Genomic DNA, 26,435 nt, shown 5'->3' with positions numbered 1-26,435 from the left:
AAAAACAACCTATTTCAAATAAACGCCATCTTCTTCCCCATTTTCATCTAAAATAACAGAAACGTGTTCTTTTAAAACTGTAGAAAGTTCTAAGCCAACAAAATCCGTGGCCACGGGAAAGTTTTTATGACTTCTATTTACCAAAACCACCGAACGCAACTTTTTAAGAGGGATATTTAAGAAAACACCCAAACCATAGGCTAAAGTTCTACCGCTGTTTAAAACATCATCAACCAAAATAATTACTTTGTTCTCACAGCTTGCCAAGGTAACATCAATCTTTGATTCTAGTTTAGAACTATCTTTTTCTAGCTCAAGCTTAATAATGGTGATTTTAAAATCGGCTATTTTGTTTAACACATCCTTTAACCTCAAAGCTAATCTATAGCCTCTAGCAACCACGCCCGCCAATATGATCTCATCCTCACCAAAATTATCTTCTAAAATTTGATGCGCAATCCTGTTTATTTTTTGTTGTATCTGGTTATGGTCTAATATCAATATTTTTTTCGCCGTCATGATGGTGTAGTTTCAGAGTTAAAATTAACCTTTTCTTGTGAAAGCTAAAATTTTTTAAATTCTGCCCTTGGCGCTAAAATTTGCAAAGTATAATGTCTTTATCGGTTTTTTAGCTATTGTTTAGGCAAAATACTAAAAATTCAATTTTAAGGTATCCTCGTGGCAGCACCTTTCAAAAAAAATCCTTAAACCTTTAAGGGTTTTAGTGGTAAGCTATTTCAATAGCATTAAACAAAAATTCAAGAGAAACAATCATCAAAACCCTAGCAAATAACGATTTTTAATAGAAGCTAAATCAAAATTTTAATTTTACATCTTCGAAACTCATAAAAAACCTTACCTTAATTATTCATTTTAAGATTATGTCAACAGAAGTTAAATGCCCTAATTGCGCCCATTCTTTTCCCATTGAAGAGGTTATGGCCGAAGAATATAAAAAAGGTTTACAAAAGCAGATGGCCGAATACAAAAAGAAGAAAGAAGATGAATCTGCAAAAGAACGATTAGAATATCAGAAAAGAGAACAAGAACTTTTGGATAAACAGAAACAACAAGAACAAGTTTTTCTGAAAAAGTTAGATACAGAAAAAGCGCAACTGCAAAAACAGCTAGAAGAAAGCATTAGAAAAAGCATTCATTCTGATTTTGAGAACCAAATGCAGTTGCTGCAAAACTCTAATAAAGAAACTGAAGAAAAACTTAAAGCCGCAAGGTTAAAAGAATTGGATTTTTTAAAGAAAGAAGCCGAATTAAAGAACAAAGAAGCCGATTTAGAGCTTTCTTTACAAAGAAAACTGCAAGAAGAACGTTCTGTTTTAACCGAGCAGATACGCAAACAAGAGATCGAAAAAAGTTTATTGAAAGATACCGAATACCAGCTCAAATTTAAAGAATATGAAAAACAGATCGAAGACCAAAAGAAATTGGTTGACGAGATGAAACGCAAGGCCGAACAAGGCTCCATGCAATTGCAAGGCGAAGTACAAGAACTGATCGTTGAAGAATTGCTACAAAATAATTTCCCATTCGATATTATATCTGAAGTGGGCAAGGGCATACGTGGTGCAGATTGCATACAAACGATAAGAAATACCAGCGGGCAAGAATGCGGTAAAATAATTTATGAAAGTAAGCGTACCAAAGATTTTGGTGGCGATTGGATAGAAAAATTGAAGAAAGATAAAATTGCCATTGGGGCAGATGTTGCCGTAATAGTTACCCAATGTTACCCAAAAGGAATGGATTGCTTTGGCGAAAAAGATGGCGTTTGGATTTGTTCTTTTGAAGAATTAAAAGCCGTAGCCTTTGTTCTGCGAGATAGCATCACCAAATTATTTGTGGCAACAAAATCTCAAGAAAACAGGGGCGATAAAATGCACATGCTTTATGATTATTTAACAAGTTCAGAGTTCTCTAGCCAGTGGAATGCCATTAGCGAGGGTTTTATGAGTATGAAAATGAGCATCCAAAGTGAAAGAAACGCCATGGAAAGAATGTGGAAATCGAGAGAAAAACAATTGGAAAAAGTATTATTGAACGCAGTACACATCAGCGGCTCCATAGAAGGAATTGCGGGCAAAGATGTGGTTAAACTAAGTTTAGGCAATGGCGACGAAGATTTCTTTTTAGAGTAAAACGATTTTGAGGGATTGCAGAATTAAAAGATAGAGAAGTTGGTGCCGCGAATTGGTTTCTTTTGATGATAAGTAGCTTTTTTTTGCGTTTATCTTTTTTTTTGCGTTTTAACACGCCATACACTGTATCTTTTTTTTTGCAACTGCATGGTTAAATAAGCAAAAAAAAGGATGCCGTTTCTGTCGTTAACGCTCTTACAAAACCCATCAAATTTCAACCGCCCTAATCCTTATTAAAAAATGTTAATTAACGTTTAATTTGATTTCCTTTTTTTTAGCTTTGGGTTTCAATCTAAAAATCCACAAAATTGGGCATTAGCGTACAATTATTAAGTAAAACCTATGGAAGCCAAAAAGCGGTAGATCAAATTTCATTTGAGGCAACAGAAGGCAAAATTTTGGGCTTTTTAGGGCCAAACGGTGCCGGTAAATCTACCACCATGAAAATACTGACCTGCTTTTTGCCACAAACCTCTGGGAAAGCATTTGTTTGTGGTTTCGATACTTCTAATGATTCTTTACAAGTGCGTAAAAACATTGGCTATTTGCCAGAGAGCAACCCGCTTTATCACGATATGTATGTGAAAGAGTTTTTATATTTTGTTGGGAACACCTACCATCTACAAAACTTAAAAACCAAAGTAGAGCAGGTAATTTTAGCTACCGGTTTAGAAAAAGAACAGCACAAAAAAATAGGCCAATTATCTAAGGGCTATAAACAAAGGGTTGGTTTGGCGCAAGCCATCATCCACGATCCAAAAGTTTTGATCTTAGACGAGCCAACATCGGGCCTAGACCCAAACCAATTGATAGAGATCAGAAAACTCATCAAAGAATTGGGCAAAACCAAAACCGTGATCCTATCAACCCATATCATGCAAGAGGTAGAAGCCATTTGCGATGAGGTAATCATCATCAATAAAGGAAAAATTGTTGCCAATAATACGTTACAAGGATTATTGGAAGAGCACCAAGAAAAAAGTTTGGAGCCAATTTTCGTAAAACTGACACGTGATGTTTAACCATGTAGATCACTATTAAAGCAAGCAAAAAACAGAAATGATTACAAATTTGAAAATAAACATGAAGGATCTTATAGGCAATAAGCCCATCTATTTTCTTCATTTATTATTAACGCCTTAACGGTTAATTTTTTTGCTCTCTATGCAATTGCAGTAAATAATTATGTTAACGATTTATAAAAAAGAACTTTACTCTTACCTCAGCTCTTTAGTGGCTTATATCACTATTGGCCTGTTTCTGGTGGTTTTAGGTTTGTTTCTATGGGTTTTCCCCGATACCAGCATTTTAGATTACGGGTATGCTACATTAGACAGCCTTTTTAGCACCATCCCATATTTGTTTATGTTCTTGATCCCCGCTATTACCATGCGTTCTTTGGCCGAAGAAAAAAAAGAAGGCACTTTTGAACTATTGGCAACACGCCCCTTAACCGATTGGGACATTGTTTTAGGCAAATATTTGGCCGCTTTAACGCTGGTTTTATTCTCGCTTATCCCAACATTAGTTTATTACATCTCGGTTTATCAATTAGGCACAACGCTTGGCAATATTGATAGCGGGGCCGTTATAGGCTCTTATATTGGCCTATTTCTACTAGGTGGTGCTTTTGTTTCTATCGGGATATTTTCTTCATCAATCACCAAAAACCAGATCATCGCTTTTGCGATAGCCGTGTTTTTATGTTTTTTCGCCTTCAGCGGATTTGAATCTGCAAGCCAAGTTTTATCGTTACAAAAATTTGATAGCATATTGATCGGTTTAGGGATAAATGAACATTACCAATCTATTAGCCGTGGGGTTTTAGATAGCCGAGACCTTCTGTATTTCTTAAGTTTCATCGTTTTGTTCTTATTGGTTACCAAAACAATTTTAGGAGGCAGGAAATGGTAAATCAACAAAAAAAGAAAGACCTGATACAGCTGCTGATTATTTTGATCGCCATCATCATCATCAACGTTTTATCGCAAAACACGTTTACACGGATAGATTTCACAAAAGAGAAGCGTTATACCATTTCTAACATCAGCACCCAGATCCTTCAGGGTTTAAAAGCACCCGTAAACATTACCGTTTATCTAGAAGGCGATTTCCCCGCCGGATTTAAAAGATTGAGAAATGCCACCAAAGATTTATTGATAGATTATAAAGCTTATGCGGGCAATAATTTAACCTATCAATTTATTGATCCCGTTGGTGGCAAAAACCAAAAAGAGCAAGAAGATATTTACAATCAATTATCGCAAAAAGGCATAGAACCAACCAACCTCAGCGTAAAAACAGAAAGCGGATTAACACAAAAAATGATTTTTCCCGCGGCGGTAGTTTCATTCAACGGCAAAGAAATTCCCGTTAAGCTATTGCAAACAAGAATTGGCGTAAGCCCAGAAGAGGTATTAAACAACTCCATCCAAAATTTAGAATATGCCTTTTCATCGGCCATAAAAAAGGTAAGCTCTGGCGGCAAACCCAGAGTTGGCTTTACAGAAGGCCATGGCGAATTAGATGATGCCCATTTAGAAGATGCCATAAAATCTTTATCTGATGGCTATGAAGCCGGCAGGATCAATTTATCACAGCTCACTTATAACGGCATCCAAAAATTAAAAGTGATGATAATTGATAAACCAGAAACGCAATTTTCTGAATTGGAAAAATATAAGATAGACCAATTTTTGATGAAAGGCGGTAAAATTATATGGGCCATAGACCAAGTGAACGCAGATTTAGATAGCATGAGAAGATCTAGAAACGGCGAGCAATTGGCTTTTCAGAAAAAACTCAATCTAGACGATCAACTCTTTACCTATGGCATCAGGATAAATTACGATCTAATTGGCGATATGAACTGCGGGCAGATCCCGGTAAGCGTTGGCGAAGTTGCAGGGCAAGCACAAATACAAATGGTGCCATGGTTATTTTATCCGATCATAATGCCCGTTAGCAAACATCCAATGGTAAAAAATTTAGATGGCATTAAAACAGAATTCGTAAATACCATTGATACCATCGCTATAAAAAACGTTAAAAAAACAATATTGCTCACCACTTCTCCATTTAACAGAGAACTAGAAACGCCAACAATCATATCCTTAAACATGATTGAAGACACCCCGGACCCCAAACGCTTCCAAAGCACCCCAAAACCAGTTTGCGTTTTGTTAGAAGGAAGCTTTAAGTCTAATTTCTTAAACAGGGCCGTACCAGAAGGCGTTAACTTTCCCATTGCAAGCATCAATAAAAGTGTAAATACCAAAATGTTGATATTTAGTGATGGCGATGTTTTTAAAAACGATGTTAGTGCAAAAGACGGTTCTATTTTTCCTTTGGGTTTTGATCGGTACAACCAGCAAACCTATGGCAATAAAACCTTTTTGCTAAACGCTTTAGATTATTTAACAGATGATTCTGGTTTAATTTCTTTACGCACCAAAGAGATAAAACTTAGGTTATTAGATAAAGGGAAACTGGTGGCAGAAAAAACGAAATGGCAGCTAATAAATACCTTATTGCCACTCATAATGTTGATAGCTTTTGGTATTTTTCAACATATTTACCGTAAACGAAAGTATGCAGTTTAAAATTTATATTTTTGATTTTTAAAAGCTAAAACCAAAACAGCAAAATGAGATTCATTGTTTCTACATCAACATTATTAAAGCACCTACAAGCGGTAAGCGGTGCACTTAGCAATAGCGCAGTTTTACCGATCTTAGAAAACTTCTTGTTTGAGATAAAAGACAACAGCTTAACCATTTCTGCAACAGACCTGCAAACCAGCATGACAACCTCTTTAGCCGTAGAATCTAAAGAAAGCGGTAAAATTGCGGTTCCCTCAAAAATATTGTTAGATACTTTAAAAACTTTATCAGAGCAACCCATTTCTTTTTCTGTAGATGATAAAACATTTGCGATAGAAATTAGTGCTGGCGACGGTAAATATCGTTTGAGCGGAGAAAACGGAGAAGATTTCCCTAAAATCCCTACCGTAGATGATGCTTCATCGGTTAATTTGCCCGCTTCGGTTTTAGCAGAGGCCATTAACAAAACTATTTTTGCGGTGAGCAATGATGAGCTAAGGCCAGCAATGACGGGCGTTTTTTGTCAGCTCTCGCCACAAAACGTAACATTTGTTGCTACAGATGCCCATAAATTGGTAAGATATAGAAGAAACGATGCCAAAGCAGAAACCGCAACTTCTTTTATCCTACCCAAAAAAGCCCTAAACCTTTTAAAATCATCGCTCCCAACAGAAGACGTAAATGTATCAGTAGAATACAACTCTACAAGTGCGTTCTTCAAATTTGCGAACATCAATTTGATCTGCAGATTGATTGATGAACGCTACCCAGATTATGAGGCGGTTATCCCTCAGAATAATCCAAATAAGCTAACTTTAGATAGGAGCCTGTTTTTAAATTGCTTAAAAAGGGTGGTGATTTTTGCTAACAAAACTACGCACCAAGTAAGGCTAAAAATTAACGGCAGCGAATTAAATATCTCTTCTGAAGATATAGATTTTGCTAACGAAGCCCACGAAAGAATTGGTTGTCAGTTTGATGGCGAAGATATGGAAATTGGCTTTAACGCAAAGTTTTTGATCGAGATGCTGAACAATTTATCTGGTGAGGAAATCACGATAGAAATGAGCACCCCAAATAGGGCTGGTATTCTTTTCCCAAGCATCAAAGACGAAAACGAAGATATTTTGATGTTGGTGATGCCAGTGATGCTGAACAATTACGCTTAAGTTTAAACAATTAAAAATATTAAATTGGCTTGGTATAAATACTGAGCCTTTTTTGTTGATGAAAAATTAGAAATTTTGATGGCTAAAAAAATAAGGACCATAGAATTATTTGCTGGCGTTGGCGGCTTTAGGTTAGGGTTAGAAGGTTGGGAAGGAAAATCGGCAACATCTGGATATAAAGAAAAAATCAGTTCTGATTTTGAGGTGGTTTGGAGCAACCAATGGGAACCTTCTACAAAAACGCAACACGCTTCTCTGGTTTACGAAAACAGATTTGGTAAAGATGGGCACACCAATTTAGATATCGCAACAATAGAAGTTGCTGAAATCCCAGAACATGATCTATTGGTTGGTGGCTTTCCTTGCCAGGATTATTCTGTGGCAACAACATTAAAAAATTCTAAAGGCCTAATTGGCAAAAAAGGGGTTTTGTGGTGGAGCATCCATAAAATAATCAGCCACAAGCATACAAAATACCTTTTTTTAGAAAACGTAGATCGTTTATTAATTTCCCCATCTGGCCAACGAGGACGCGATTTTGCCATCATTTTGCAAAGCTTAAATGAATTGGGTTATGCGGTAGAGTGGCGTGTGGTTAATGCCGCAGAATTTGGTTTTCCGCAAAGACGAAGAAGGATCTTTATCATCGCTTATTTAAAAGATACGCCGATATACCAATCCATAAAAAAAACAACAGAAGAAAATTGGATATTAAATAGCGGGATTTTAGCCCAAGCGCTGCCCGCAACCAATGTTTCACAATTGCCAATAAAGCATTTCGAGCTTAAAGGCAACATGGTAGAAATTTCTGAAAACTTTAACAAAAAAGAAATTGACGGCGTTTTCGAAAATTCGGGCTTGATGATCGGTGGTAAAGTAAGCACCTTAAAAACACAAGCCAATTACGAAGGAAATTATACCCTGATGAAAGACATCGTTTTAAAAAACAATATTGATCCCGTGTTTTACATCAAAGATGAAGATTTTGATAAATGGCAATATTTAAAAGGCGCAAAAAAAGAACAGCGCACAAACAACCAGGGTTTTACCTATAATTACAGTGAAGGTGGGATGGTTTTTCCCGATCCTTTGGATAAACCTTCTAGAACGATAATTACCGGCGAGGGAGGCAAATCTGCATCGAGGTTTAAACATGTGATCCAAACGGCAAACGGGTATAGAAGGCTTACGCCCGTAGAATTAGAACGCCTGAATATGTTCCCCGATGACCATACCAAAATAGATGATGTTTCTGATTCTAAACGAGCGTTTTTTATGGGCAATGCTTTGGTAGTGGGCGTGATAGAAAAAATCGGGATTGCTTTGGCCAATAAAATCAATAAAAACCAGCAAGAAGTTAAGCATTAAAAGCAAAAAGTAAAAAGAAGAATTGTACTAAAATCTTAAATTTATCGATCTAGTTTTTAGCATCTTGCATTGCGCCTTAAACCTAAAACATGAGCCATTTTAAAAGCGATCTTCACAAAGAAAGTATCCTATCAGAGTTTTTAGATGCTCAATATATTGAAGCAAACCTCAATATGTTTAGGATTAAGGACCTTAGTTTACAGCATAAAGGCGTAGATTTAATTTTTTATCGCGATGCCGCTTTAAGTTTCAAAATTGATGAAAAGGCACAGTTGCATTATCTAAACAAAGGCCTGCCAACTTTTGCCCTGGAGATAGATTACTTAAAAGATGAGATACAAAAAAAGGGCTGGCTATTTAATACGCATAAAATTACAGAGATTTATGCGTTTATATTCAGTATCTATTTAAAAAATAATTTAACAGAGCTAAAAAAAGTTGATGATATTTTAAGCTGCGATTTAATCTTCGTAAATAGGTTAAGGCTAATTAATGAATTATCTTTATTGGGCATTAATCACGATCTTTGTAAAGCAAAGAGCAAGCAATTACGTATGGATTTAGAAAGCTCAAAATTAGAACACCCATCGGGTTTTAATTTTCAAATATCTAGACATTTAGAAGAACAGCCTGTAAACTTAATCGTAAGAAAAAGCTTTTTAGAAAAAATAGGCCAGCAATATCTCTTTAAAGCCAAAATTAAAAACTGACGTACCAGCATCTATGAAAAAAACCATTAAAAACTTTCAATATATCTTTATCCTATCAACGCTTTGCTATTTGGCATCTTGTACTGCCCCAACAAAAAAAACTTATTTTGGCCAGGCTACCTTGCGCATTGTAAACGCAGTACCAGAAAATTATAACCTCACGTTGTTTGTAAACGATACTTCTAAAACTCCAACCCCATTAAAATTTACAGATTTTTCTGCTCATCAAAATGTAATGGCCGGCACTTCTACTATCTACACCAAATCTAACGGAAATGTAATTAACAGATCTGATCTAACCTTTCTGTTTCTGCCAAAAGAAAATTACACCATTTTTATTGCGGGCAAAATATCTAAAGATTCTCTTTCTTATATCTCTTTTAAAGATAGCTTAAACGCACCTATACAAGGGCAAGCTAAAGTAAGGTTGATCAATACCAGTTATAACTCGGCTAGTTTAGATGCTATATTCTCTAATAGGTCTATCGATAGTTTAAACACTTTTGGGAATATCGGTTTTAGATCTGGGAACAATTACCTGCAATTTAAACCGGGGGTTTATTTTATAAAATTAAGGCAAACAGGGTCTAAAAACATCATATTTACTAAAAGTAACATAGAAATTAAAGCTGGTAAAATTTATACGTTATGGGCCAAAGGCTTAATAAACGGCAACGCTAATTACAGTTTAGATGTTGGGGTATTGAATGATAATTAGGTCTAAAGTTTGGTCTTGGTTCCCATAACGAAGCAACCTTAATACTTGGCTCTCTTGTTTCTTTTAAGCAAGCCACCTTTCTTAAAAGCGATTTATAATTTATACTTTTGCAAAAAAAACAGTTGTGGAAATTATCAAAACCATCATAGATTTCATTCTTCATATTGATGTTCATCTGAGCGAGATAATTAAAGATTACCGGGTTTGGACTTACTTAATCTTGTTCATCATTATTTTTGCCGAAACAGGCTTTGTTATTACCCCTTTTTTACCCGGAGATTCTCTTTTAATTGCAGCCGGGGCATTGATTGGGGTTGGGGATACAGGTCTCAATATTTATATTTTAGCAGTACTGCTCATTCTTGCTGCCATTATGGGAAACACCGTAAACTATGAAACCGGTAGAGTTTTAGGTGCAAAGGTATTTAAGCCAGAAAACAAAGTGCTAAAACTAGAATATTATACCCAAACCAACATTTTCTTTGAAAAGCATGGTGCCAGGGCAATTATAATAGGGAGATTTTTGCCTATTTTAAGAACAATTGTCCCTTTTGTTGCAGGGATCGGGAAATTAGAAAGAACCAAATTTAATTCTTACAATATTATTGGAGGTGCTACTTGGGTCTCCTTATTTCTTTTTGCCGGTTATTTTTTAGGGAATTTTCCCTTTTTTAAGAAAAACTTCTCTCTTATTATTTTATTGATAATTGCATTAACCATTTTACCCGCCATTTATGCAGTAATACAGAACAGGCTATCAAAAAGAGTTAAAAACGTATGAAATTATTTTGCAACACGTTTAAAGGAATTATTGATCGTATAAAGGTTATATAATTCTTAAACTGAAAAAAATCTCAATACCCAATACCCAAGTTACCGCTTAACTATCATTTTTCTGCAAAAGCTTAATTAAAACCGCAAAATCTTTAGGGTAATCTGCAATAAAAGTACGTGTTTCTGTTTCGGATATTTTAAACGTAACTTCTTTAGAATGTAAAGCAAAACGTTTCATAATGGGTTGCTCTTCCTCGTTTTTACTCAGCCTAAAGTTCCTTTTTATCTTAGATAGATAAGCTGGCTGCCCACCGTATGCGGTATCTCCAGTTATAGAAGCCCTTTGGGTTGCCAAATGGATCCTAATCTGGTGCATCCGCCCGGTTACGGGTTTTGCCTCAATTAAAGTGTAATGTTTAAAATAAACCAAAGAATTAAAATAGGTCTCTGCTCTTTTACCTTCTCCCCTACTAATTACCACTTTGCCCCTTCCGGCGTTTAAAATCGGTAAATCAATAAAAAGATCATTAAAAGCATGGCTACCATCAACAACCGCATGATAAACTTTTTTAACGGTTCTGTGTTCAAATTGCATAGACACAAAACGATAAGCTTCTGGATTTTTAGCAATGATCATTGCGCCAGAGGTATCTTTATCTAACCTATGGCAAATTTGGGCATCAGCAAAATATTGCTTTGCTAACCTTAAGATATTTGGTTCTTCACTTTCACGTTCATCTAAAGAGCTTATAAAAGCGGGCTTGTTAACAACAATTAAATTATCATCCTCAAAAATGATGATGTCTTGCAATGATGGGATTCTCATAAATGGCAAATATACAATAAGCTGGTTTAATAAGGCATAAGCTAAAGCTTGGTTAGCTACCTTGTAAATGAGAGCTCTTTTTGAAAGTTTTTGATGTATTTGCGTTTATCAAACTTATAAAGTTTAGCGGCCCTGTAAGAAACCCCTTTTTGCTTTTCATCTAGTTCTTTTAAAATATCATAGGCCAACATCTTTTTTCTAAAATTGCGCTTATCTAGCTTTTTATTTAAAACAACCTCATAAAGTTGCTGTAATTGGGTAAGCGTAAATTTCTCTGGCAAAAGTTCAAAAGCTATGGGCTGGTAACTTATTTTGTTTTTTATCTTCTCAAAACTTTTTCTAAAAATCCGGCTATGGTCAAAAGCTAATTCTGGCATATCCTTAACCGGCATCCAAACAGCTCTTTTGGCAAAATGTGCGGTTGGCAAAGGTGCTACCTCCTTATTCCCGGTAAGGCGTATCATAGCATAATAAGCAACTGTAATAACCCTTCCCTGAGGGTGCCTGCCTAGTGCGCCAAATGTATAAAACTGCTCCATAAAAATCCCTTTAAGCCCGGTAGATTCATATAATATACGTTGTGCAGCGGTTTCAATGGCTTCTGTATGCTCTACAAAATAACCCGGTAAAGCAAACCATCCTTTAAAAGGATCTTCATTTCTCTCAATCAATAAAATCTTCAATTCCCCTTCGTCAAATCCAAATATGACGCAATCCACAGAAAACAGGGAATCAAAATGTTCTGGTAAATTTTCCAATCTATATTGCTTTTTTTAAGGTGCTAATTAATACAAATTTGGAAAAAAATTTCGATAAAATTGCTTAGTGTAAAAAATACACCTTATATTAGTACCTCCAAACCAAAATATCCGAAATTTATATATGTCAAAAATAAAAAAAATAGCCGTTTTTACATCAGGAGGAGATGCCCCAGGAATGAATGCCTGTATTAGGGCCGTGGTAAGAACCGGTATTTATTTGGGATATGAAGTAGCAGGGATTAAACAGGGTTATCAGGGCATGATAGATGATAACATCGAAAATATGTCTCGTCATTCTGTCAGTAATATTATGCAATTGGGGGGTACTGTGCTAAAAACGGCCCGTTGCTTGGCGTTCAAAAATCCCGATGGGATGCAAAAAGCCTATGAAAACCTCAAAAAAAGAGGGATTGATGCCTTGGTTGCCATCGGTGGCGACGGTACTTTTACGGGTGCCGAAAGATTTTCTTCTACTTATGACATTCCCGTGATCTGTGTGCCGGGTACCATTGATAATGACCTTTATGGCTCTGATTTTACCCTCGGATTTGATACCGCTACCAATACCGTAATAGAAGCCATAGACAAAATTAGAGATACCGCAGAGTCTCACGATCGTTTGTTTTTTATTGAAGTAATGGGCCGTGATGCTGGCTGTATCGCGTTAAGGGCAGGTATTGCTAGCGGCGCAGAGGCCATTATGCTTCCCGAAAAAGATACTGCCATTTCTGAACTGATAGATTTGCTAGAACATGGTGCAGCAAACAAAAAATCTAGTAGCATAGTTATTGTAGCAGAAGGCGATAAGAACGGTGGTGCGTTTGGGGTTGCAAAATTGGTAAAAGAAAAGTTCGATTTTTATGATACCAAAGTAACCATACTAGGCCATCTGCAAAGGGGCGGAAGCCCAAGCAGCTTTGATCGCATATTGGGCAGTAGAATGGGTTATGCTGCGGTAAAAGCCCTGATAAACGGAGATAATAGAAAAATGGTTGGTTTAAGAGGTAATGAAATTGTTTTAACTGATCTAAAAGAAGCCTTAACAGACCATGAGTTCAAGTTAGAAGATGATTTGATGGAAATGTCGATCATATTAGCTTAATAAATGATAGCAATAGTTTATAGCGGATCAAGATATGCCAATTGGCGATTATCGAACAAAGGAAAAGAGGTTATAGAACTCCGTACAAACGGCATTAACCCCTTCTTTAACGATGAAAAATATATTACGCAACTATTGAATAAAAATACAGAGCTGATTAACCACGCAGAAGAGATAAAGAAGATATATTTCTTTGGTGCTGGATCATCCTCACAAGAAAGAAACGAAACCGTAAGAACGGCATTATCAAGTTTCTTTAAACACAGCAAAGTATATGTTTCACATGATATTGAAGCAGCTGCAAAAGCCTCTTGTGATGATAAGCCCGGCATAGTTTGCATTATTGGGAGCGGTTCTAACACTGGCTTTTTTGATGGTAAAAAAGTATTGCCAAATAATTACGGCCTAGGCTATGCCATAGGGGATGAAGGTTCTGCCAATTGGCTTGGTAAAAGCATTTTAAAAGCTTATCTTAATAAATCTATGCCGGTTAAATTGGCCGCTCAATTTGAAAAAAAATATGAGTTGGATAGGAAACTGATCCTAGATAAAATTTATAAACAGACCCACGCATCAACATTTCTAACCTCTTTTATGGCATTTTTTAAAGAACACAGAGATGATGAGTTTATCAAAAATATGATAAAGGATGGTTTCCGCTTATTTATGGATATTTATTTAACCCCAATTTCTAATAAATACGGAGGCAAGCACCCCATTTATTTTGTGGGTTCGGTTGCGGCAAACTATCAGGATAGTTTAAGGGAAGTAGCAAAAGAAAAAAAAATCAACATCAGTTCTGTAATCAAAGAACCTATTTATAATTTATTGAATTATTACGCAAACAAAAATTAAATAAAAATGAAAATTGGAATCAATGGCTTCGGCCGAATTGGAAGATTAGCTTTTAGAGCAGCTATCAAAAGAAATGATATAGAAGTTGTAGGTATAAACGACTTGGTAGAGCCAGATTATTTGGCTTATATGTTAAAATACGATTCTACCCACGGTATTTTTGATGGTACGGTAGAAGTAAAAGACGGGCATTTAATCGTTAACGGGAAAAAAATCCGTATCACTGCAGAAAGAGACCCCTCAAACCTTAAATGGAATGAAATTGGTGCAGAATACATCATCGAATCTACTGGTTTCTTCTTAACACAAGAATTGGCGCAAAAACATATAGACGCTGGCGCAAGAAAAGTAGTAATGAGCGCCCCGGCTAAAGACGATACCCCAACATTTGTGATGGGCGTAAACCATAAAACACTAACAGCCGCACAAAACATCGTTTCTAACGCATCTTGTACTACCAACTGTTTAGCTCCAATTACCAAGGTATTGATGGATAACTTTGGAATTATTGAAGGCTTAATGACAACCGTACATGCTACAACGGCAACACAAAAAACAGTAGATGGGCCATCTGCAAAAGATTGGAGAGGCGGGCGTGGTGCTTCACAAAACATCATCCCTTCATCAACGGGCGCTGCAAAAGCAGTAGGTTTGGTTATCCCGGCTATAAAGGGAAAACTGACTGGTATGGCTTTCCGTGTACCAACTCCAGATGTTTCTGTAGTAGATTTAACGGTACGTTTAGAAAAACCAGCTACCTATGATCAAATCAAAAAAGCAATGAAAGATGCTTCTGAAGGCGAGTTGAAAGGAATTTTAGGCTATACCGAAGATCAAGTTGTTTCTAACGACTTTTTAGGAGACCCGCGTACCTCTATTTTTGATGCCGGTGCGGGTATCGCATTAAACGATAACTTTGTAAAAGTTGTTTCTTGGTACGATAACGAGTGGGGATACTCTAACAAAATTGTTGATCTGTTACAACACATGGCTACTTTGTAGTTAGCAGAAGGCTGAAGGCAAAAGCTGAAAGTTAAATACAAACATTAAATAATCATAGCTCGGGGAACATTACCCGGGCTTTTTTTATAGCTCATATTTTTAATAATTTGGGCGACTTAACGGGCTGTTCAGGGGTACCGTTAAGTTTTTGAAAAAAAAACTTAACCGTCGTTGCACTCCGCCCTTACCATCCCTGCCGCAATATAAAGAGCTAATTATTAAAATTTTAGGATCAATCATCTTTATGAAACTGTTCAGTGATCTCTGTTACAATAACACCAAATTTCCTAAAAACACTACGGACAATTAACGTTTTACCACCTTCCATCAAATACATATACTGTTTGATGTTCACATGCTTTACTAAGCCTTTACCTGATAACTTTAAGCGGTAGCCCCAAGTAAAGTAGTTGCAATAAAATGTTCCAATTGTTTTACCACTTATATCGCTACCCGTACTTTCTACATGATGATCATCAATACGTTTTAATTTAAAACTACGATGGCTTTTCTTGCTATTTTCCGGAATCACATCTTGTTCCATGTTTAAAACACCATTAGCAAATGTTCCTGTTGTTTTAGTGATTATATTTTCTGAAGGTTTGCCATTTCTCTCTTCCATCACACCTGATGAATGTGTATGACCAGCAAAAAATTTCATCAAATCAAGCTGAGGCTCACTACCTTGAAAGCTTTCAGGTTTTAAACTAGAACAACTTGCTAAAAAACTAAGAATTAATAATGCAGGTAAGTATTTAATTTTCATGCTTTCGGATAATCATTAACCATGCCACCCAATTGGTGTTTTCTAATTATCCAATTCATCAAAATCCCAAATCTTAACCATTTTATCATCACCAACGGATAACAATTTATTCCCATCAGAACTCCAACAAAGATCATTTACAGATAGCAGATGGCCTTCTTTTGCCTTATCTATGCTAAGGTTTTTATATAAAGAGAAATCTTCTGTACGCCATATTTTAATAGATTTATCCCTACTTGCTGTAGCAAAATAAGGTAAATTGGGATGAACGGCTATTTGATAAATCGCAAATAGATGGGCTGCAAAACTATATTTACATTCCCAATCGTTTATATCCCAAACTTTTAAATGCGCATCTCGCCCACCAGTGATCAAAAACTTTCCATCAGCTGTAAAAGCAACAGAACCAACACCCTTTTCATGTCCTCTAAATTGAGTAACAAAAGTATAATCATCTAAAGCATAAATTCTTATCCATTCATCATTAGAAACTGTTACCATTAAATTTAATTTTTCATGGTAAGCCAAAGAACGAATTTTATCATTTCCAGATTGGAACTTATGAATTATTTCCCGTGTTAATGGACTAAGAATCAGAACTTCTCCTTTATCTGTACTTGCAATAATCTCTTTTTTATTGGCAATATATTTTAAATCGAAAATTGCTTCACCTGCTTTGGTAAAACTTGTTAATTTTCCAGATTCAAGATCAAAGAAACAAATACTTCCATCTTTACAACCGGCAATCAAAAGATTTAATTCATGGTTAATTGTTAAACTGTAAACCGTAGTTTTTACATCATTAAAAACTCTTGTATGCAAACCAGAAATTAGATCCCATTCTACTATACCTTTATCATTACCGGCCGTGTAAAATAAATCTAGTTTTGGGTGTGCAACAACTGCATAAATAGGGTTACCATGTCCGGGTAGGGTTTTAGCTTTCATTTTAACGTTATTTATGGCAAAGATAAAATTTGTTTGCTCGCATACTTTAACAATAGTTTTTACAGCTAAAATCTATATTTACTTAAATCATAAGATTTTGATTAAGTTTATATTAGTAAAAAGGAGTTTATAATGGAAAAACAATGTTTAGATTGTGGTAACAACATTAAGGGCAGGGCCGATAAAAAATTTTGCGATGACCAATGTCGTTCTAATTACAATAATAGGATAAAAGCTACCGAGCATCCACAAATAAAAAAAATAAACCAGATTTTGCTCAAAAACTGGAAAATCCTAAATACCTTAAATCCAGATGGTAAATCTAAAATTACGAAATCTAAATTGATCAAAGAGGGTTATAATTTTAATTACCATACCCATAACTATCGAACCAAAAATGGTTCAAATTATATTTTTTGTTATGATAATGGCTTTTTAGAACTTGAAAACGAATGGTATTTATTGGTTAGGAATAATGAGGAAATCTAATTACTTTTTAAAAAATGGCAAACACTTATTCTCAGATAACTATTCATTGTGTTTTTGCCGTTAAAGGGAGAAAAAATTTTATTGATATAAATTTCCGAGATGAATTACATAAATATATGTCGGGAATAATGAAAAATATTGGAGCCTTTCCTTTAGCTATTGGCGGATGGAGCGACCATGTTCATGTGCTTTTTGAATTAAATCCTAACACTAAAGTCTCAGATTTAATGCGGGAATTAAAAGCAAATTCATCAAAATGGATTAATGAAAAAAACTTTTTAAAAGAAAAATTTAACTGGCAAGAAGGTTATGGTGCATTTTCTTATTCTCGTTCCCAAAGAAATAATGTAATAAATTATATTCTAAACCAAGAGCAGCACCACTCCAAAAAAACATTTAAAGATGAATATTTAGAATTTTTAGAAAAATTTGAAATAGAATTTAAAAATGAATATCTCTTTGAATTTTATGATTAATAATCAAAATATATATTCCAATTAACCATAATATTACCCCTATGGGGTTTTCCGATGTTGTTGGTAAACCAAAATCTACCGTAATGTTACCCCGATGGGGTTTTTCTTTATGATTGATTATAAAATATTTAATGATTTCGCCATTATTGCATTTGAACAGGTTGATAATGAAATATAAATAATGGTTTTATCGATTTAACGTTTACCTATTTGTCTAAAATCCCCTAGGGATGTAATTTTGGTAGAATTAGAATGCCGTAGGTATGACATTTTAATAAACCAAATAGTAAATAATTCAAGATTTTATTACAAAACAAAAGCCCCACAAATAATTTGTGAGGCTCTGTAATAAATATTATTATTTTAATACGCTTCCTCAAATAAATTGATGGCATCTTTACTTTCTAAAGTAGAATAACCTCCGTTTAAAAACTGATCTACTTTTCTAGCGGCTTCCCTACCTTCAGAAATTGCCCAAACCACTAAAGACTGGCCTCTGCGCATATCCCCTGCGGCAAAAACCTTATCTACGTTTGTTCTATAATCACCTTCAATAGCTTTTACGTTTTTACGCCCGTCTAATTCTAAACCTAATTGCTGTATCATCCCTTCGTATTGTGGGTTTAAGAAGCCCATCGCTAAGAACACACGTTGGCAAGGGATAATTCTTTCTGTCCCTTCAACTTCTTTAAACTTAATTGGCCGACCTAAAAAATCTGTTTCCCATTCTACGTTTACAATTTTTAGCTCTTTTAAATTCCCCTTACCATCACCAATAAATTCTTTGGTATTAATGCCCCAAAAACGCTCGCAACCTTCTTCGTGAGAGCTTGTGGTTTTCAATAACATTGGGTACTGTGGCCAAGGCATATTATCCGTACGCTCTTTTGGTGGCTGAAACATCAACTCAAATTGGGTAATAGATTTTGCACCTTGGCGGTTAGAGGTCCCTACACAATCAGACCCTGTATCACCACCGCCAATCACAACAACATCCATTCCTTTTGCAGAAATTTCTTCATCAACAACTTTAATATTGCTAACACGTTTATTTTGCTGCTTTAGAAACTCCATGGCAAAATAAACCCCTTTTAATTCCCTACCGGGTATAGGCAAATCTCTTGGAACTGTAGAACCACCGGCCAGAACAACAGCATCGAAATCGTTTACCAAACCATTGGCTGATATATCTTTGCCCACTTCTGTATTGCACCTAAATTCGATACCACTCTCTTCCATCAGCTTTATCCTTCTCTTAACTACGTTTTTATCCAGTTTAAAATCAGGGATGCCGTAACGCAATAAACCACCAGCTTCATCATCTCTTTCAAAAACGGTAACTTTATGCCCTACTTTATTCAGTTGTACTGCCGCTGCTAAACCCGCTGGGCCAGAACCAACAATAGCAACTTCTTTCCCTGTTTTTAATATGGGCTGGTATGGTTTAACATATCCTTTTTCAAAAGCAATCTCTATAATGTGTTTTTCAATTTCTTCAATAGCAATTGCGGGCTTGTTGATCCCTAAAACACAAGCTGCTTCACAAGGCGCAGGGCAAATTCTACCCGTAAACTCGGGGAAATTGTTGGTAGAACTTAATATTTTGTAGGCTTCTTCCCAATTTTTCTTGTAAACGGCATCGTTAAACTCGGGGATAACGTTCCCAAGCGGACAACCATTATGGCAAAACGGGATACCACAATTCATACATCTGGCAGATTGTTGATTGAGTTTTTCATCGGAATACATCCCAACAAATTCTTTATAATTTTTTCTTCTTTCTTCTGCCGATACTTTTTGTGGAAGTTCTCTTCCGTATTCTTTAAATCCTGTTGGTTTTCCCATCTTAATAAATTGATTCTAATTGCTGCTTTTGTGACAATACTTTTTTAAATTCTTTAGGGAAAACTTTAATGAATTTTGCCGATTCATCGTTCCAGTTTTCAATCAAAAATTTAGCTACTGCACTTTGCGTTAATTGGTAATGTTTCTTTAAAAGTTTAATGATCAATTCTTCGTCTTTTACGTTCAAAGGGTCCAAATCAACCATTTCTCGGTTACAGTTATCTACAAAATCGCCATCAACATCGTAAATCAGGGCAATCCCACCGCTCATACCAGCAGCAAAATTCCTTCCTGTTTTACCGATGATCAAGGCTTTACCACCCGTCATGTACTCGCAACCGTGATCGCCAATACCTTCAACAACTGCGGTTGCGCCAGAATTTCTAACCGCAAAGCGTTCGCCTGCCTGCCCTCTAATAAATAGCTCGCCAGAAGTTGCCCCATAAAGTACAACGTTTCCAACAATGATATTTTCTTCTGGAGTAAATGTAGCTTCTTTTGAAGGATAAATGGCAATTTGCGCTCCAGACAAACCCTTACCTACATAATCATTTGCTTCCCCTTCTAATTCAAAAGAGATTCCTTTTGCTGCAAAAGCACCAAAACTTTGCCCTGCAGAACCAGAGAACTTGAAGTTTATGGTATTATCTGGCAAACCAGCAGAACCATATTTCTTTGCTATTTCGTTTGATAAAACCGTACCAACCGTTCTATCTGTATTTTTTAATTCAAAATTACCGAAAACAGGTGTTTTACTTTCTAATGCCGCTTTTGCCGATTCTAGTAATTTCCAGTCGATGATATTATCCATACCATGATCTTGCGATTCACTATTATAAAGCGTCATCCCTTTTGGATAAGCCATTGGGTGTAAAATGGCAGAAAAATCTAATTTCTTGGCTTTCCAATGGGTAATACCTTCTTTCATTTTTAAGAATTGCACCCTACCTACCATATCATTGATAGATTTGAAGCCCAATTCGGCCATGATTTCACGTAACTCTTGCGCCATAAATTTAAACAGGTTAACCACGTGTTCTGGCTTACCTGTAAATAATTTCCTCAACTCTGGATCTTGTGTGGCCACACCAACCGGGCAAGTGTTTAAATGACATTTACGCATCATGATACAACCCCCAACAACCAAAGCTGCTGTGGCAACGCCCCATTCTTCTGCACCTAATAAGGCGGCAATTGCCAAATCACGACCGGTTTTTAATTGACCGTCGGTTTGTAGCACCACCCTGCTTCTTAATTTATTTTTAACTAAAGTTTGGTGTGCTTCTGCTAAACCAAGTTCCCAAGGTAAACCAGCATGTTTTACAGAACTTAAAGGAGATGCACCTGTACCACCATCGTAACCTGCAATTAATATTACATCGGCATGTGCCTTTGCAACACCTGCTGCAATGGTGCCAACACCAGCTTTAGAAACCAATTTCACATTGATCCTTGCTGCTCTGTTTGCATTCTTTAAATCAAAAATCAGCTGTGCTAAATCCTCGATAGAATAAATATCGTGATGTGGAGGAGGAGAAATTAACCCTACACCCGGAGTAGAGTGTCGGGTTTTAGCAATCCAATCATCCACTTTATGCCCAGGAAGCTGTCCGCCTTCTCCAGGCTTGGCTCCTTGAGCCATTTTTATTTGTAGCTCATCTGCATTTGTTAGGTAATTGATGGTAACACCAAACCTCCCTGATGCAACTTGTTTAATAGCCGAACGCATAGAATCTCCGTTCTCCATGGTTTCATAACGCATCTCATCTTCGCCACCTTCGCCTGTATTGCTTTTACCTCCTACCCTATTCATGGCAATGGCCAAAGTACTGTGTGCTTCATGAGAGATAGACCCGAAAGACATCGCCCCTGTGGCGAAACGCTTCATGATATTCTCTGCTGGTTCAACCTCATCTATAGAAATTGGCTCTCTGTGTTTCGCAAAATCTAGCAATCCACGTAAAGTGTACATTCTTTCTTTTTGGTTATTTACGGCATGAGCGTATTTTTTATAGGTGTCATAATCGCCAGTTTTAGTAGAATGTTGCAATAAATGAACCGTAGTTGGGTTAAACAAATGCGCTTCGCCCCTACGTTTCCACTGATAGATACCACCTTCTGGCAATAAATGTTCTGCGTCTCCTTTAAAACCATTGATGTGTTTTGATAATGCTTCGCGAGCAATTTCATCTAAACCCAAACCACCTATGCGGCTTACGCCTCCACAAAAATATTGATCAACAACTTCGCTGTTAATTCCTAATATTTCAAATACTTGTGAACCATGATAGGATTGCAAGGTAGAAATACCCATTTTGGAGAATATCTTTAACAAACCATCACAAACTGATTTCACATAGTTTTTAACCAATTTCTTTTCTTCTAGATCGGTCTCTAATTTATCATCCACTTTAAGTGCATGGATGGATGCCAAAGCCAAATAAGGATTGATCGCCGTTGCACCAAATGCCAATAAACAAGCAAAATGATGAACTTCCCAAACGTCTCCGGCTTCCACCACTAAACCCACTGCGCCACGCAATCCTTTTTTAATAAGATAATGATGAACAGCAGAAACTGCTAATAAAGAAGGGATCGGTGCGTGTTCAGAATCAATGGCTCTGTCTGATAATATCAGAACTTCAAAACCGTCATTTACCGCATCTTCCGCGTAGCGGCAAAGTCTTTCAATGCCTCTTTGTAAAGAGCCATCTAGTCCATCGGCTTTGAAATAAGTTTGTAATGTTTTGGCATGGAATAAGCCGGTATCAATACTCCTTAGTTTCTCTAATTCATTATCTTGTAAAATTGGTTGGCTAAGCATTACGCAATGGCAGTGCATTTTATCCTCATCTAAGATATTACCGTTATTGCCTATGAAAGTTGCCAAGCTCATTACCAAACGTTCTCTAATTGGATCGATCGGTGGATTGGTTACCTGAGCAAAGAACTGCTTAAAATAACTAGAAATATGTTGCGGACGATCTGATAAAACTGCCAAAGGAACATCGGTACCCATGGAGCCAATTGGTTCTTTACCATCCAATGCCATCGGTTTAATGATCGTTTCAATATCTTCTCGGCTATAGCCAAAAACTTTTTGGTAACGATAAACAGATTCTTTAGACATACTGGTAAAAGACACCCTAGGCTCGGGCAATTCTTCCATCCTGATTTTATAATTTTCTATCCAGGTGCCATAGGGCTGGCGACTTGCGATTTGATGTTTTATCTCATCATCGGTAATAATTTTACCATGCTCGGTATCTATCAAGAACATTTTACCCGGTTGTAACCTGCCTTTTCTCAACACCTTTTTTTCATCTAAAGGTAAAACACCCGCTTCTGAAGCTACAATAACAGTATCTTCATTAGTAATGGCGTACCTTAGCGGACGCAAACCATTTCTATCTAAGATAGAACCGATTAATTTACCATTGGTAAATGTTAAGGCGGCCGGCCCGTCCCAAGGTTCCATCAATGTTGCATGGAATTCATAAAATGCCTTTTTGATCGGGTCCATTGCTTCGTTTCCGTCCCAAGCTTCTGGCACCAGCATCATCATTACGTGGGGCAAAGATCTGCCAGAGTGCATCAAAACTTCAACAATGTTATCCAAACAGGCAGAATCTGATTGGTTATCATCAATAACGGGTAAAATCATCTCCATTTCTTCATTGCTGAAAAAAGGCGAGGCATAAGATCTTACCGCAGCATAAAACCAATTCAAATTACCGGTAAGTGTATTTATCTCTCCATTATGAGACATATACCTAAAAGGTTGTGCCAATTTCCAAGATGGGAAAGTATTGGTAGAAAAACGAGAATGGATCATCCCCATTGCAGAAACAAAACGTTCGTCTCTTAAATCTGCATAATATTGGCGCACTTGATAGGTGGTTAACTGCCCTTTATAAACAATAACCCTAGAAGATAAAGAGGCAAAATAGAAATCGCCAAAAGCATCTTTCAATTCTTCTTTAATTTCTTTTGCTATCAATCTTCTTAAAACGTATAATTTTCTCTCAAAATCATCATTATCCAAAATATGCTGAGGCCTACCAATAAATACTTGCTTTACAAATGGCTCTACCGCTCTTGCCGTTTCGCCAACCACTTCGGGGTTAACCGGTACTTTCCTATAACCCAAAATAGGGAGGTTAAGCTTATTGGCACAAGATTCTATGATTTTTTTTGAGGCTTTTCTTGCATGGGAATCCTTAGGCATAAACATCATACCTACACCATAATGCCCTGGTTCCTTTAGATCAATGGCGAGGCTGGTACACTCGTCGAGAAGAAATTCATGCGGGATCTGTACCATGATACCAGCTCCGTCTCCGCTATCGGGATCGCAACCGCAGGCCCCCCTATGCTCCATGTTTTCGAGCATGGTAAGTGCATCAACAATGATTTGATGTGATTTTTTTCCGTTGATATTTGTGATAAATCCGGTACCGCAAGCATCATGTTCAAATTTTGAGTTGTATAAACCTTCTTGTGTAAGAATTGGTTGATTCATTAAAATATTATTTAGTTGGGTTGAAAAAGCAAAATAGGGAAATTATGAGAAATATTGAAGTATATGCGTTTTTTTGAATATTTGATAATTTATAATATCCTATAATATAAATATATTAAGCAAGAAAGGCGTTTGAAGTTTTATTTTTAACATATTAATAAAAATCAGTTAAGCTTAAAATTATCCTTTTTAATATAAAAACGGCAATTTATGATCAAAAACATCAAATTTTTCTGTGATGAGCATAAAAATTTTAAAAAATGAACTGTTTTTAATTTGGGTATGTTTTCTTTAATTGGCGTAAGATTTACAGAAGATTTATTTTTATATCTTCGCAAAAACGAAAATTTAATAGCATGCAAAAAGCGGTTTTTTTAGATAGAGATGGTGTAATAAATAAAGAACTTGGGGATTATGTTTGCAGGTTTGAAGATTTTGAAATTTTGCCACACAATTATGATGCTTTAAATGAATTGCAAAAGCGGGGATACTTGATTTTGGTTGCCACTAACCAAGGCGGTTTGGCAAAAGGCTGGTACACCGAGGCAACTTTAAATAAAATGCATGATCATTTAAGTGCAGATTACCTTAAACACGGCATTACGATCAGCGGTTTTTACTATTGCCCTCACCACCCCAATTTTACGGGAGAATGCGATTGCAGAAAACCTAAGCCCGGTATGTTGCTAAAAGGGATAAAGGACCATAACCTGGATGCTGCTGCCTCTTATTTTATAGGCGATAAGTTTACGGATGTGGAGGCGGCTGAAGCAGCCGGGATAACGGGGATCAAGATAGATATAGACCAACCAATAGGTGAGGTTTTACATTTGATCAAATAGAAAAATCATCGTAGTCGAAAAGAATCGCCATCTGTATAAACACTAAAATCTATATTCTGAAACTTAATCAATCCTTTTTGGTTAACGTCTAGGCCTAAGGGATTTGCTATTTTAATTACCTGGCCATCACCATAAACCCTAGCCATGTTTTGATGGATAAATAAAGCGGTTCCATCATCAATACCTATACCATCGAAATTTGGTTTTTCATAAACTGCAGATAATAATTGATTGTATTTACTATCATTCACAAAATTTGTGGTTACGATTATAGAATCTGTGAGGCCAAAGCCACCATAAAATACAATATTATCTGCATACAGCGCCCTCACTTTGTCATTAGTTAAAGAATCTACCCTTTGTTGTTTTTCAGAGATCATGTATTTGCATAAACTTTTACCTCCAGAAATTGTGCTTCCGTTTTTATACGCCCTTTTAATGGCATCATAAATTGGAGTTTTTGCTACAAGATCCATAAAGCTTTTGTTCTCTCCGTTTAAAACCAAAATTATTTTGGCGGTACCTAATTGATCTAACATGGTTAAATTATGGATATTAACTTCATCAAACTGTAATTGGATTACTTTGTTGGCACAAACTTTATAAAATTGGTTTTTGATGCTTTCTAAAACCGAATCGGGTTGTTGTGATAAAGTTGGCAAAACAACAATATGGTCGCGTAGGCCCAATTGTGATACCTCTACCAGTTTCTCTGCTAGATTGCCGTTTAGATCACCGCCAAGCAAAAAAAGATTCCCCTTTGGGTATATTTGTGATTGTGTTTCAGCTTTTAACAAAAGCCCCATCATCATCAAAAAAAACATTGATTTCTTCATTCTTAAAAAAGCATTTTTAAACAAACGCAAATAATTGCCTTATTTTATTAAAAGCCCCAATATTAAGAATTATAAATATGCCCGAAAATTAAGAAAGGTAAAAATTGGGTTAAATAATTTAGGTTTGCTATTTGTTGTAAGCCTTGGTAAAACTTAGGCTAGAATTTAATTTTATCTTTGCAGCAATATAAAACAGTAATGGGGTCAGATATTAACATCAAGAACAAAAAAGCGAGTTTTGAATATCTTTTTTTAGAAACTTTTGTAGCCGGAATTAAACTTTTAGGTACAGAGATTAAATCTATACGTGAAGGGAAAGCAAACATCAGTGATGCCTTTTGCACTTTCATCAACGAAGAATTATATGTGAGAAACCTGCATATTTCTGAATATTCTCACGGTTCTTTTTATAACCACGAGGCAAAACGAGACAGAAAGCTTTTGCTAACAAAAAAAGAATTAAAAAAGTTATTGGTTAAGAGCCAGGATAAAGGTTTAACCGTAATTCCGTTTAAAATCTTTATCAGTAACAGAGGCTTTGCAAAAATGGAAATAGCTTTAGCCCAGGGAAAGAAATCTTTTGATAAAAGAGATGCTTTAAAAGAAAAAGATGTAAAGCGGGAAATGGACAAGGCAATGAAAAACTTTAGCTGATCAATTAAAACCTAATA

Annotated in this window: 24 protein-coding genes; 16 read left to right on the top strand and 8 right to left on the bottom strand. The window is 36.1% G+C overall.

What is annotated here, in order from left to right; all coding sequences use genetic code 11:
• Nucleotides 1-9: 9 nt before the first annotated feature.
• Nucleotides 10-519, bottom strand: a complete 510-nt coding sequence (locus tag I5M32_RS14680; protein ID WP_200587685.1) for a phosphoribosyltransferase family protein — start codon at nucleotides 517-519, stop codon at nucleotides 10-12.
• A gap of 362 nt (nucleotides 520-881) precedes the next feature.
• Here I5M32_RS14680 and I5M32_RS14675 point away from each other — a divergent pair, with 362 nt between their 5' ends.
• The 9 genes from I5M32_RS14675 to I5M32_RS14635 all read left to right on the top strand — a co-directional run bounded on the left by I5M32_RS14675 (nucleotide 882) and on the right by I5M32_RS14635 (nucleotide 10,501).
• The gene (locus I5M32_RS14675) at nucleotides 882-2,153 is read left to right on the top strand and encodes a DUF2130 domain-containing protein (RefSeq protein ID WP_234461976.1); all 1,272 of its coding nucleotides are present in this window, start codon (nucleotides 882-884) and stop codon (nucleotides 2,151-2,153) included.
• Between the two features lie 308 nt (nucleotides 2,154-2,461).
• Nucleotides 2,462-3,175 carry an ATP-binding cassette domain-containing protein gene (locus tag I5M32_RS14670; protein WP_200587682.1) on the top strand — a complete coding sequence of 238 codons (714 nt, stop codon included), beginning with the start codon at nucleotides 2,462-2,464 and terminating at the stop codon, nucleotides 3,173-3,175.
• A 163-nt stretch (nucleotides 3,176-3,338) separates the two neighbouring features.
• Entirely contained in the window at nucleotides 3,339-4,067 is a 729-nt protein-coding gene (gldF, locus tag I5M32_RS14665) for a gliding motility-associated ABC transporter permease subunit GldF (RefSeq protein WP_200587680.1), read from the top strand.
• On the top strand, nucleotides 4,061-5,755 hold the full coding sequence (gldG, locus tag I5M32_RS14660; RefSeq protein WP_200587678.1) for a gliding motility-associated ABC transporter substrate-binding protein GldG: 1,695 nt from the start codon (nucleotides 4,061-4,063) through the stop codon (nucleotides 5,753-5,755). Before gldF ends, gldG begins: the two co-directional genes overlap by 7 nt.
• A gap of 44 nt (nucleotides 5,756-5,799) precedes the next feature.
• On the top strand, nucleotides 5,800-6,924 hold the full coding sequence (gene dnaN / locus I5M32_RS14655; RefSeq protein ID WP_200587677.1) for a DNA polymerase III subunit beta: 1,125 nt from the start codon (nucleotides 5,800-5,802) through the stop codon (nucleotides 6,922-6,924).
• Nucleotides 6,925-7,002: 78 nt separating this feature from the next.
• Entirely contained in the window at nucleotides 7,003-8,292 is a 1,290-nt protein-coding gene (gene dcm / locus I5M32_RS14650) for a DNA (cytosine-5-)-methyltransferase (RefSeq protein ID WP_200587676.1), read from the top strand.
• An 89-nt stretch (nucleotides 8,293-8,381) separates the two neighbouring features.
• Nucleotides 8,382-9,002 (top strand): hypothetical protein, encoded by a 621-nt coding sequence (locus I5M32_RS14645; protein ID WP_200587675.1) that lies wholly within the window; start codon nucleotides 8,382-8,384, stop codon nucleotides 9,000-9,002.
• A gap of 13 nt (nucleotides 9,003-9,015) precedes the next feature.
• Nucleotides 9,016-9,720, top strand: a complete 705-nt coding sequence (locus I5M32_RS14640) for a DUF4397 domain-containing protein (RefSeq protein ID WP_200587674.1) — start codon at nucleotides 9,016-9,018, stop codon at nucleotides 9,718-9,720.
• A gap of 124 nt (nucleotides 9,721-9,844) precedes the next feature.
• A complete protein-coding gene (locus I5M32_RS14635) occupies nucleotides 9,845-10,501 on the top strand; it encodes a DedA family protein (protein WP_200587673.1) in 657 nt (218 codons plus the stop codon).
• A gap of 99 nt (nucleotides 10,502-10,600) precedes the next feature.
• On the opposite strand, the gene I5M32_RS14630 is transcribed toward I5M32_RS14635, so the two are convergent.
• Together I5M32_RS14630 and I5M32_RS14625 are read right to left on the bottom strand one after the other, a co-directional pair.
• On the bottom strand, nucleotides 10,601-11,320 hold the full coding sequence (locus I5M32_RS14630) for an RluA family pseudouridine synthase (RefSeq protein ID WP_200587672.1): 720 nt from the start codon (nucleotides 11,318-11,320) through the stop codon (nucleotides 10,601-10,603).
• 56 nt (nucleotides 11,321-11,376) lie between these two features.
• Nucleotides 11,377-12,078: an NUDIX hydrolase gene (locus tag I5M32_RS14625; protein WP_200587671.1), complete on the bottom strand. Its 702-nt coding sequence runs from the start codon at nucleotides 12,076-12,078 to the stop codon at nucleotides 11,377-11,379.
• 124 nt (nucleotides 12,079-12,202) lie between these two features.
• Between I5M32_RS14625 and pfkA the strand changes: the two genes are divergently transcribed.
• The 3 genes from pfkA to gap are packed head-to-tail and all read left to right on the top strand — an operon-like array spanning nucleotide 12,203 to nucleotide 15,040.
• Nucleotides 12,203-13,183: a 6-phosphofructokinase gene (pfkA, locus tag I5M32_RS14620; protein WP_200587669.1), complete on the top strand. Its 981-nt coding sequence runs from the start codon at nucleotides 12,203-12,205 to the stop codon at nucleotides 13,181-13,183.
• Between the two features lie 3 nt (nucleotides 13,184-13,186).
• Nucleotides 13,187-14,038 (top strand): hypothetical protein, encoded by an 852-nt coding sequence (locus tag I5M32_RS14615; RefSeq protein ID WP_200587667.1) that lies wholly within the window; start codon nucleotides 13,187-13,189, stop codon nucleotides 14,036-14,038.
• Between the two features lie 6 nt (nucleotides 14,039-14,044).
• Nucleotides 14,045-15,040 (top strand): type I glyceraldehyde-3-phosphate dehydrogenase, encoded by a 996-nt coding sequence (gene gap, locus I5M32_RS14610; protein ID WP_200587664.1) that lies wholly within the window; start codon nucleotides 14,045-14,047, stop codon nucleotides 15,038-15,040.
• 232 nt (nucleotides 15,041-15,272) lie between these two features.
• Here the strand turns inward: gap and I5M32_RS14605 are convergent, their stop codons facing one another.
• The gene (locus I5M32_RS14605; RefSeq protein ID WP_200587662.1) at nucleotides 15,273-15,806 is read right to left on the bottom strand and encodes a DUF3833 family protein; all 534 of its coding nucleotides are present in this window, start codon (nucleotides 15,804-15,806) and stop codon (nucleotides 15,273-15,275) included.
• 42 nt (nucleotides 15,807-15,848) lie between these two features.
• On the bottom strand, nucleotides 15,849-16,754 hold the full coding sequence (locus I5M32_RS14600) for a WD40 repeat domain-containing protein (RefSeq protein WP_200587660.1): 906 nt from the start codon (nucleotides 16,752-16,754) through the stop codon (nucleotides 15,849-15,851).
• Nucleotides 16,755-16,886: 132 nt separating this feature from the next.
• On the opposite strand from I5M32_RS14600, the gene I5M32_RS14595 reads away from it, so the two are divergent.
• Together I5M32_RS14595 and tnpA are read left to right on the top strand one after the other, a co-directional pair.
• On the top strand, nucleotides 16,887-17,243 hold the full coding sequence (locus tag I5M32_RS14595) for a hypothetical protein (RefSeq protein ID WP_200587658.1): 357 nt from the start codon (nucleotides 16,887-16,889) through the stop codon (nucleotides 17,241-17,243).
• Nucleotides 17,244-17,257: 14 nt separating this feature from the next.
• Nucleotides 17,258-17,719, top strand: a complete 462-nt coding sequence (gene tnpA / locus I5M32_RS14590) for an IS200/IS605 family transposase (protein ID WP_200587656.1) — start codon at nucleotides 17,258-17,260, stop codon at nucleotides 17,717-17,719.
• Nucleotides 17,720-18,082: 363 nt separating this feature from the next.
• On the opposite strand, the gene I5M32_RS14585 is transcribed toward tnpA, so the two are convergent.
• Nucleotides 18,083-19,564 carry a glutamate synthase subunit beta gene (locus I5M32_RS14585; protein WP_200587654.1) on the bottom strand — a complete coding sequence of 494 codons (1,482 nt, stop codon included), beginning with the start codon at nucleotides 19,562-19,564 and terminating at the stop codon, nucleotides 18,083-18,085.
• A 1-nt stretch (nucleotide 19,565) separates the two neighbouring features.
• Nucleotides 19,566-24,086 carry a glutamate synthase large subunit gene (gltB, locus tag I5M32_RS14580; RefSeq protein WP_200587652.1) on the bottom strand — a complete coding sequence of 1,507 codons (4,521 nt, stop codon included), beginning with the start codon at nucleotides 24,084-24,086 and terminating at the stop codon, nucleotides 19,566-19,568.
• 356 nt (nucleotides 24,087-24,442) lie between these two features.
• On the opposite strand from gltB, the gene I5M32_RS14575 reads away from it, so the two are divergent.
• A complete protein-coding gene (locus I5M32_RS14575; protein ID WP_200587650.1) occupies nucleotides 24,443-24,928 on the top strand; it encodes a D-glycero-alpha-D-manno-heptose-1,7-bisphosphate 7-phosphatase in 486 nt (161 codons plus the stop codon).
• Between the two features lie 5 nt (nucleotides 24,929-24,933).
• Here I5M32_RS14575 and I5M32_RS14570 read toward each other — a convergent pair whose 3' ends face one another.
• Nucleotides 24,934-25,764: a Type 1 glutamine amidotransferase-like domain-containing protein gene (locus I5M32_RS14570; protein WP_200587649.1), complete on the bottom strand. Its 831-nt coding sequence runs from the start codon at nucleotides 25,762-25,764 to the stop codon at nucleotides 24,934-24,936.
• 198 nt (nucleotides 25,765-25,962) lie between these two features.
• Here I5M32_RS14570 and smpB point away from each other — a divergent pair, with 198 nt between their 5' ends.
• Entirely contained in the window at nucleotides 25,963-26,418 is a 456-nt protein-coding gene (gene smpB, locus I5M32_RS14565; protein ID WP_200587648.1) for an SsrA-binding protein SmpB, read from the top strand.
• Nucleotides 26,419-26,435: the final 17 nt, after the last annotated feature.

The sequence above is a fragment of the Pedobacter segetis genome, assembly GCF_016623585.1.
GTDB classification, from domain to species: domain Bacteria; phylum Bacteroidota; class Bacteroidia; order Sphingobacteriales; family Sphingobacteriaceae; genus Pseudopedobacter; species Pseudopedobacter segetis.
The sequence above is the reverse complement of the archived record's forward strand: the minus strand, read 5'-3'. Positions and strand labels throughout refer to the sequence as shown.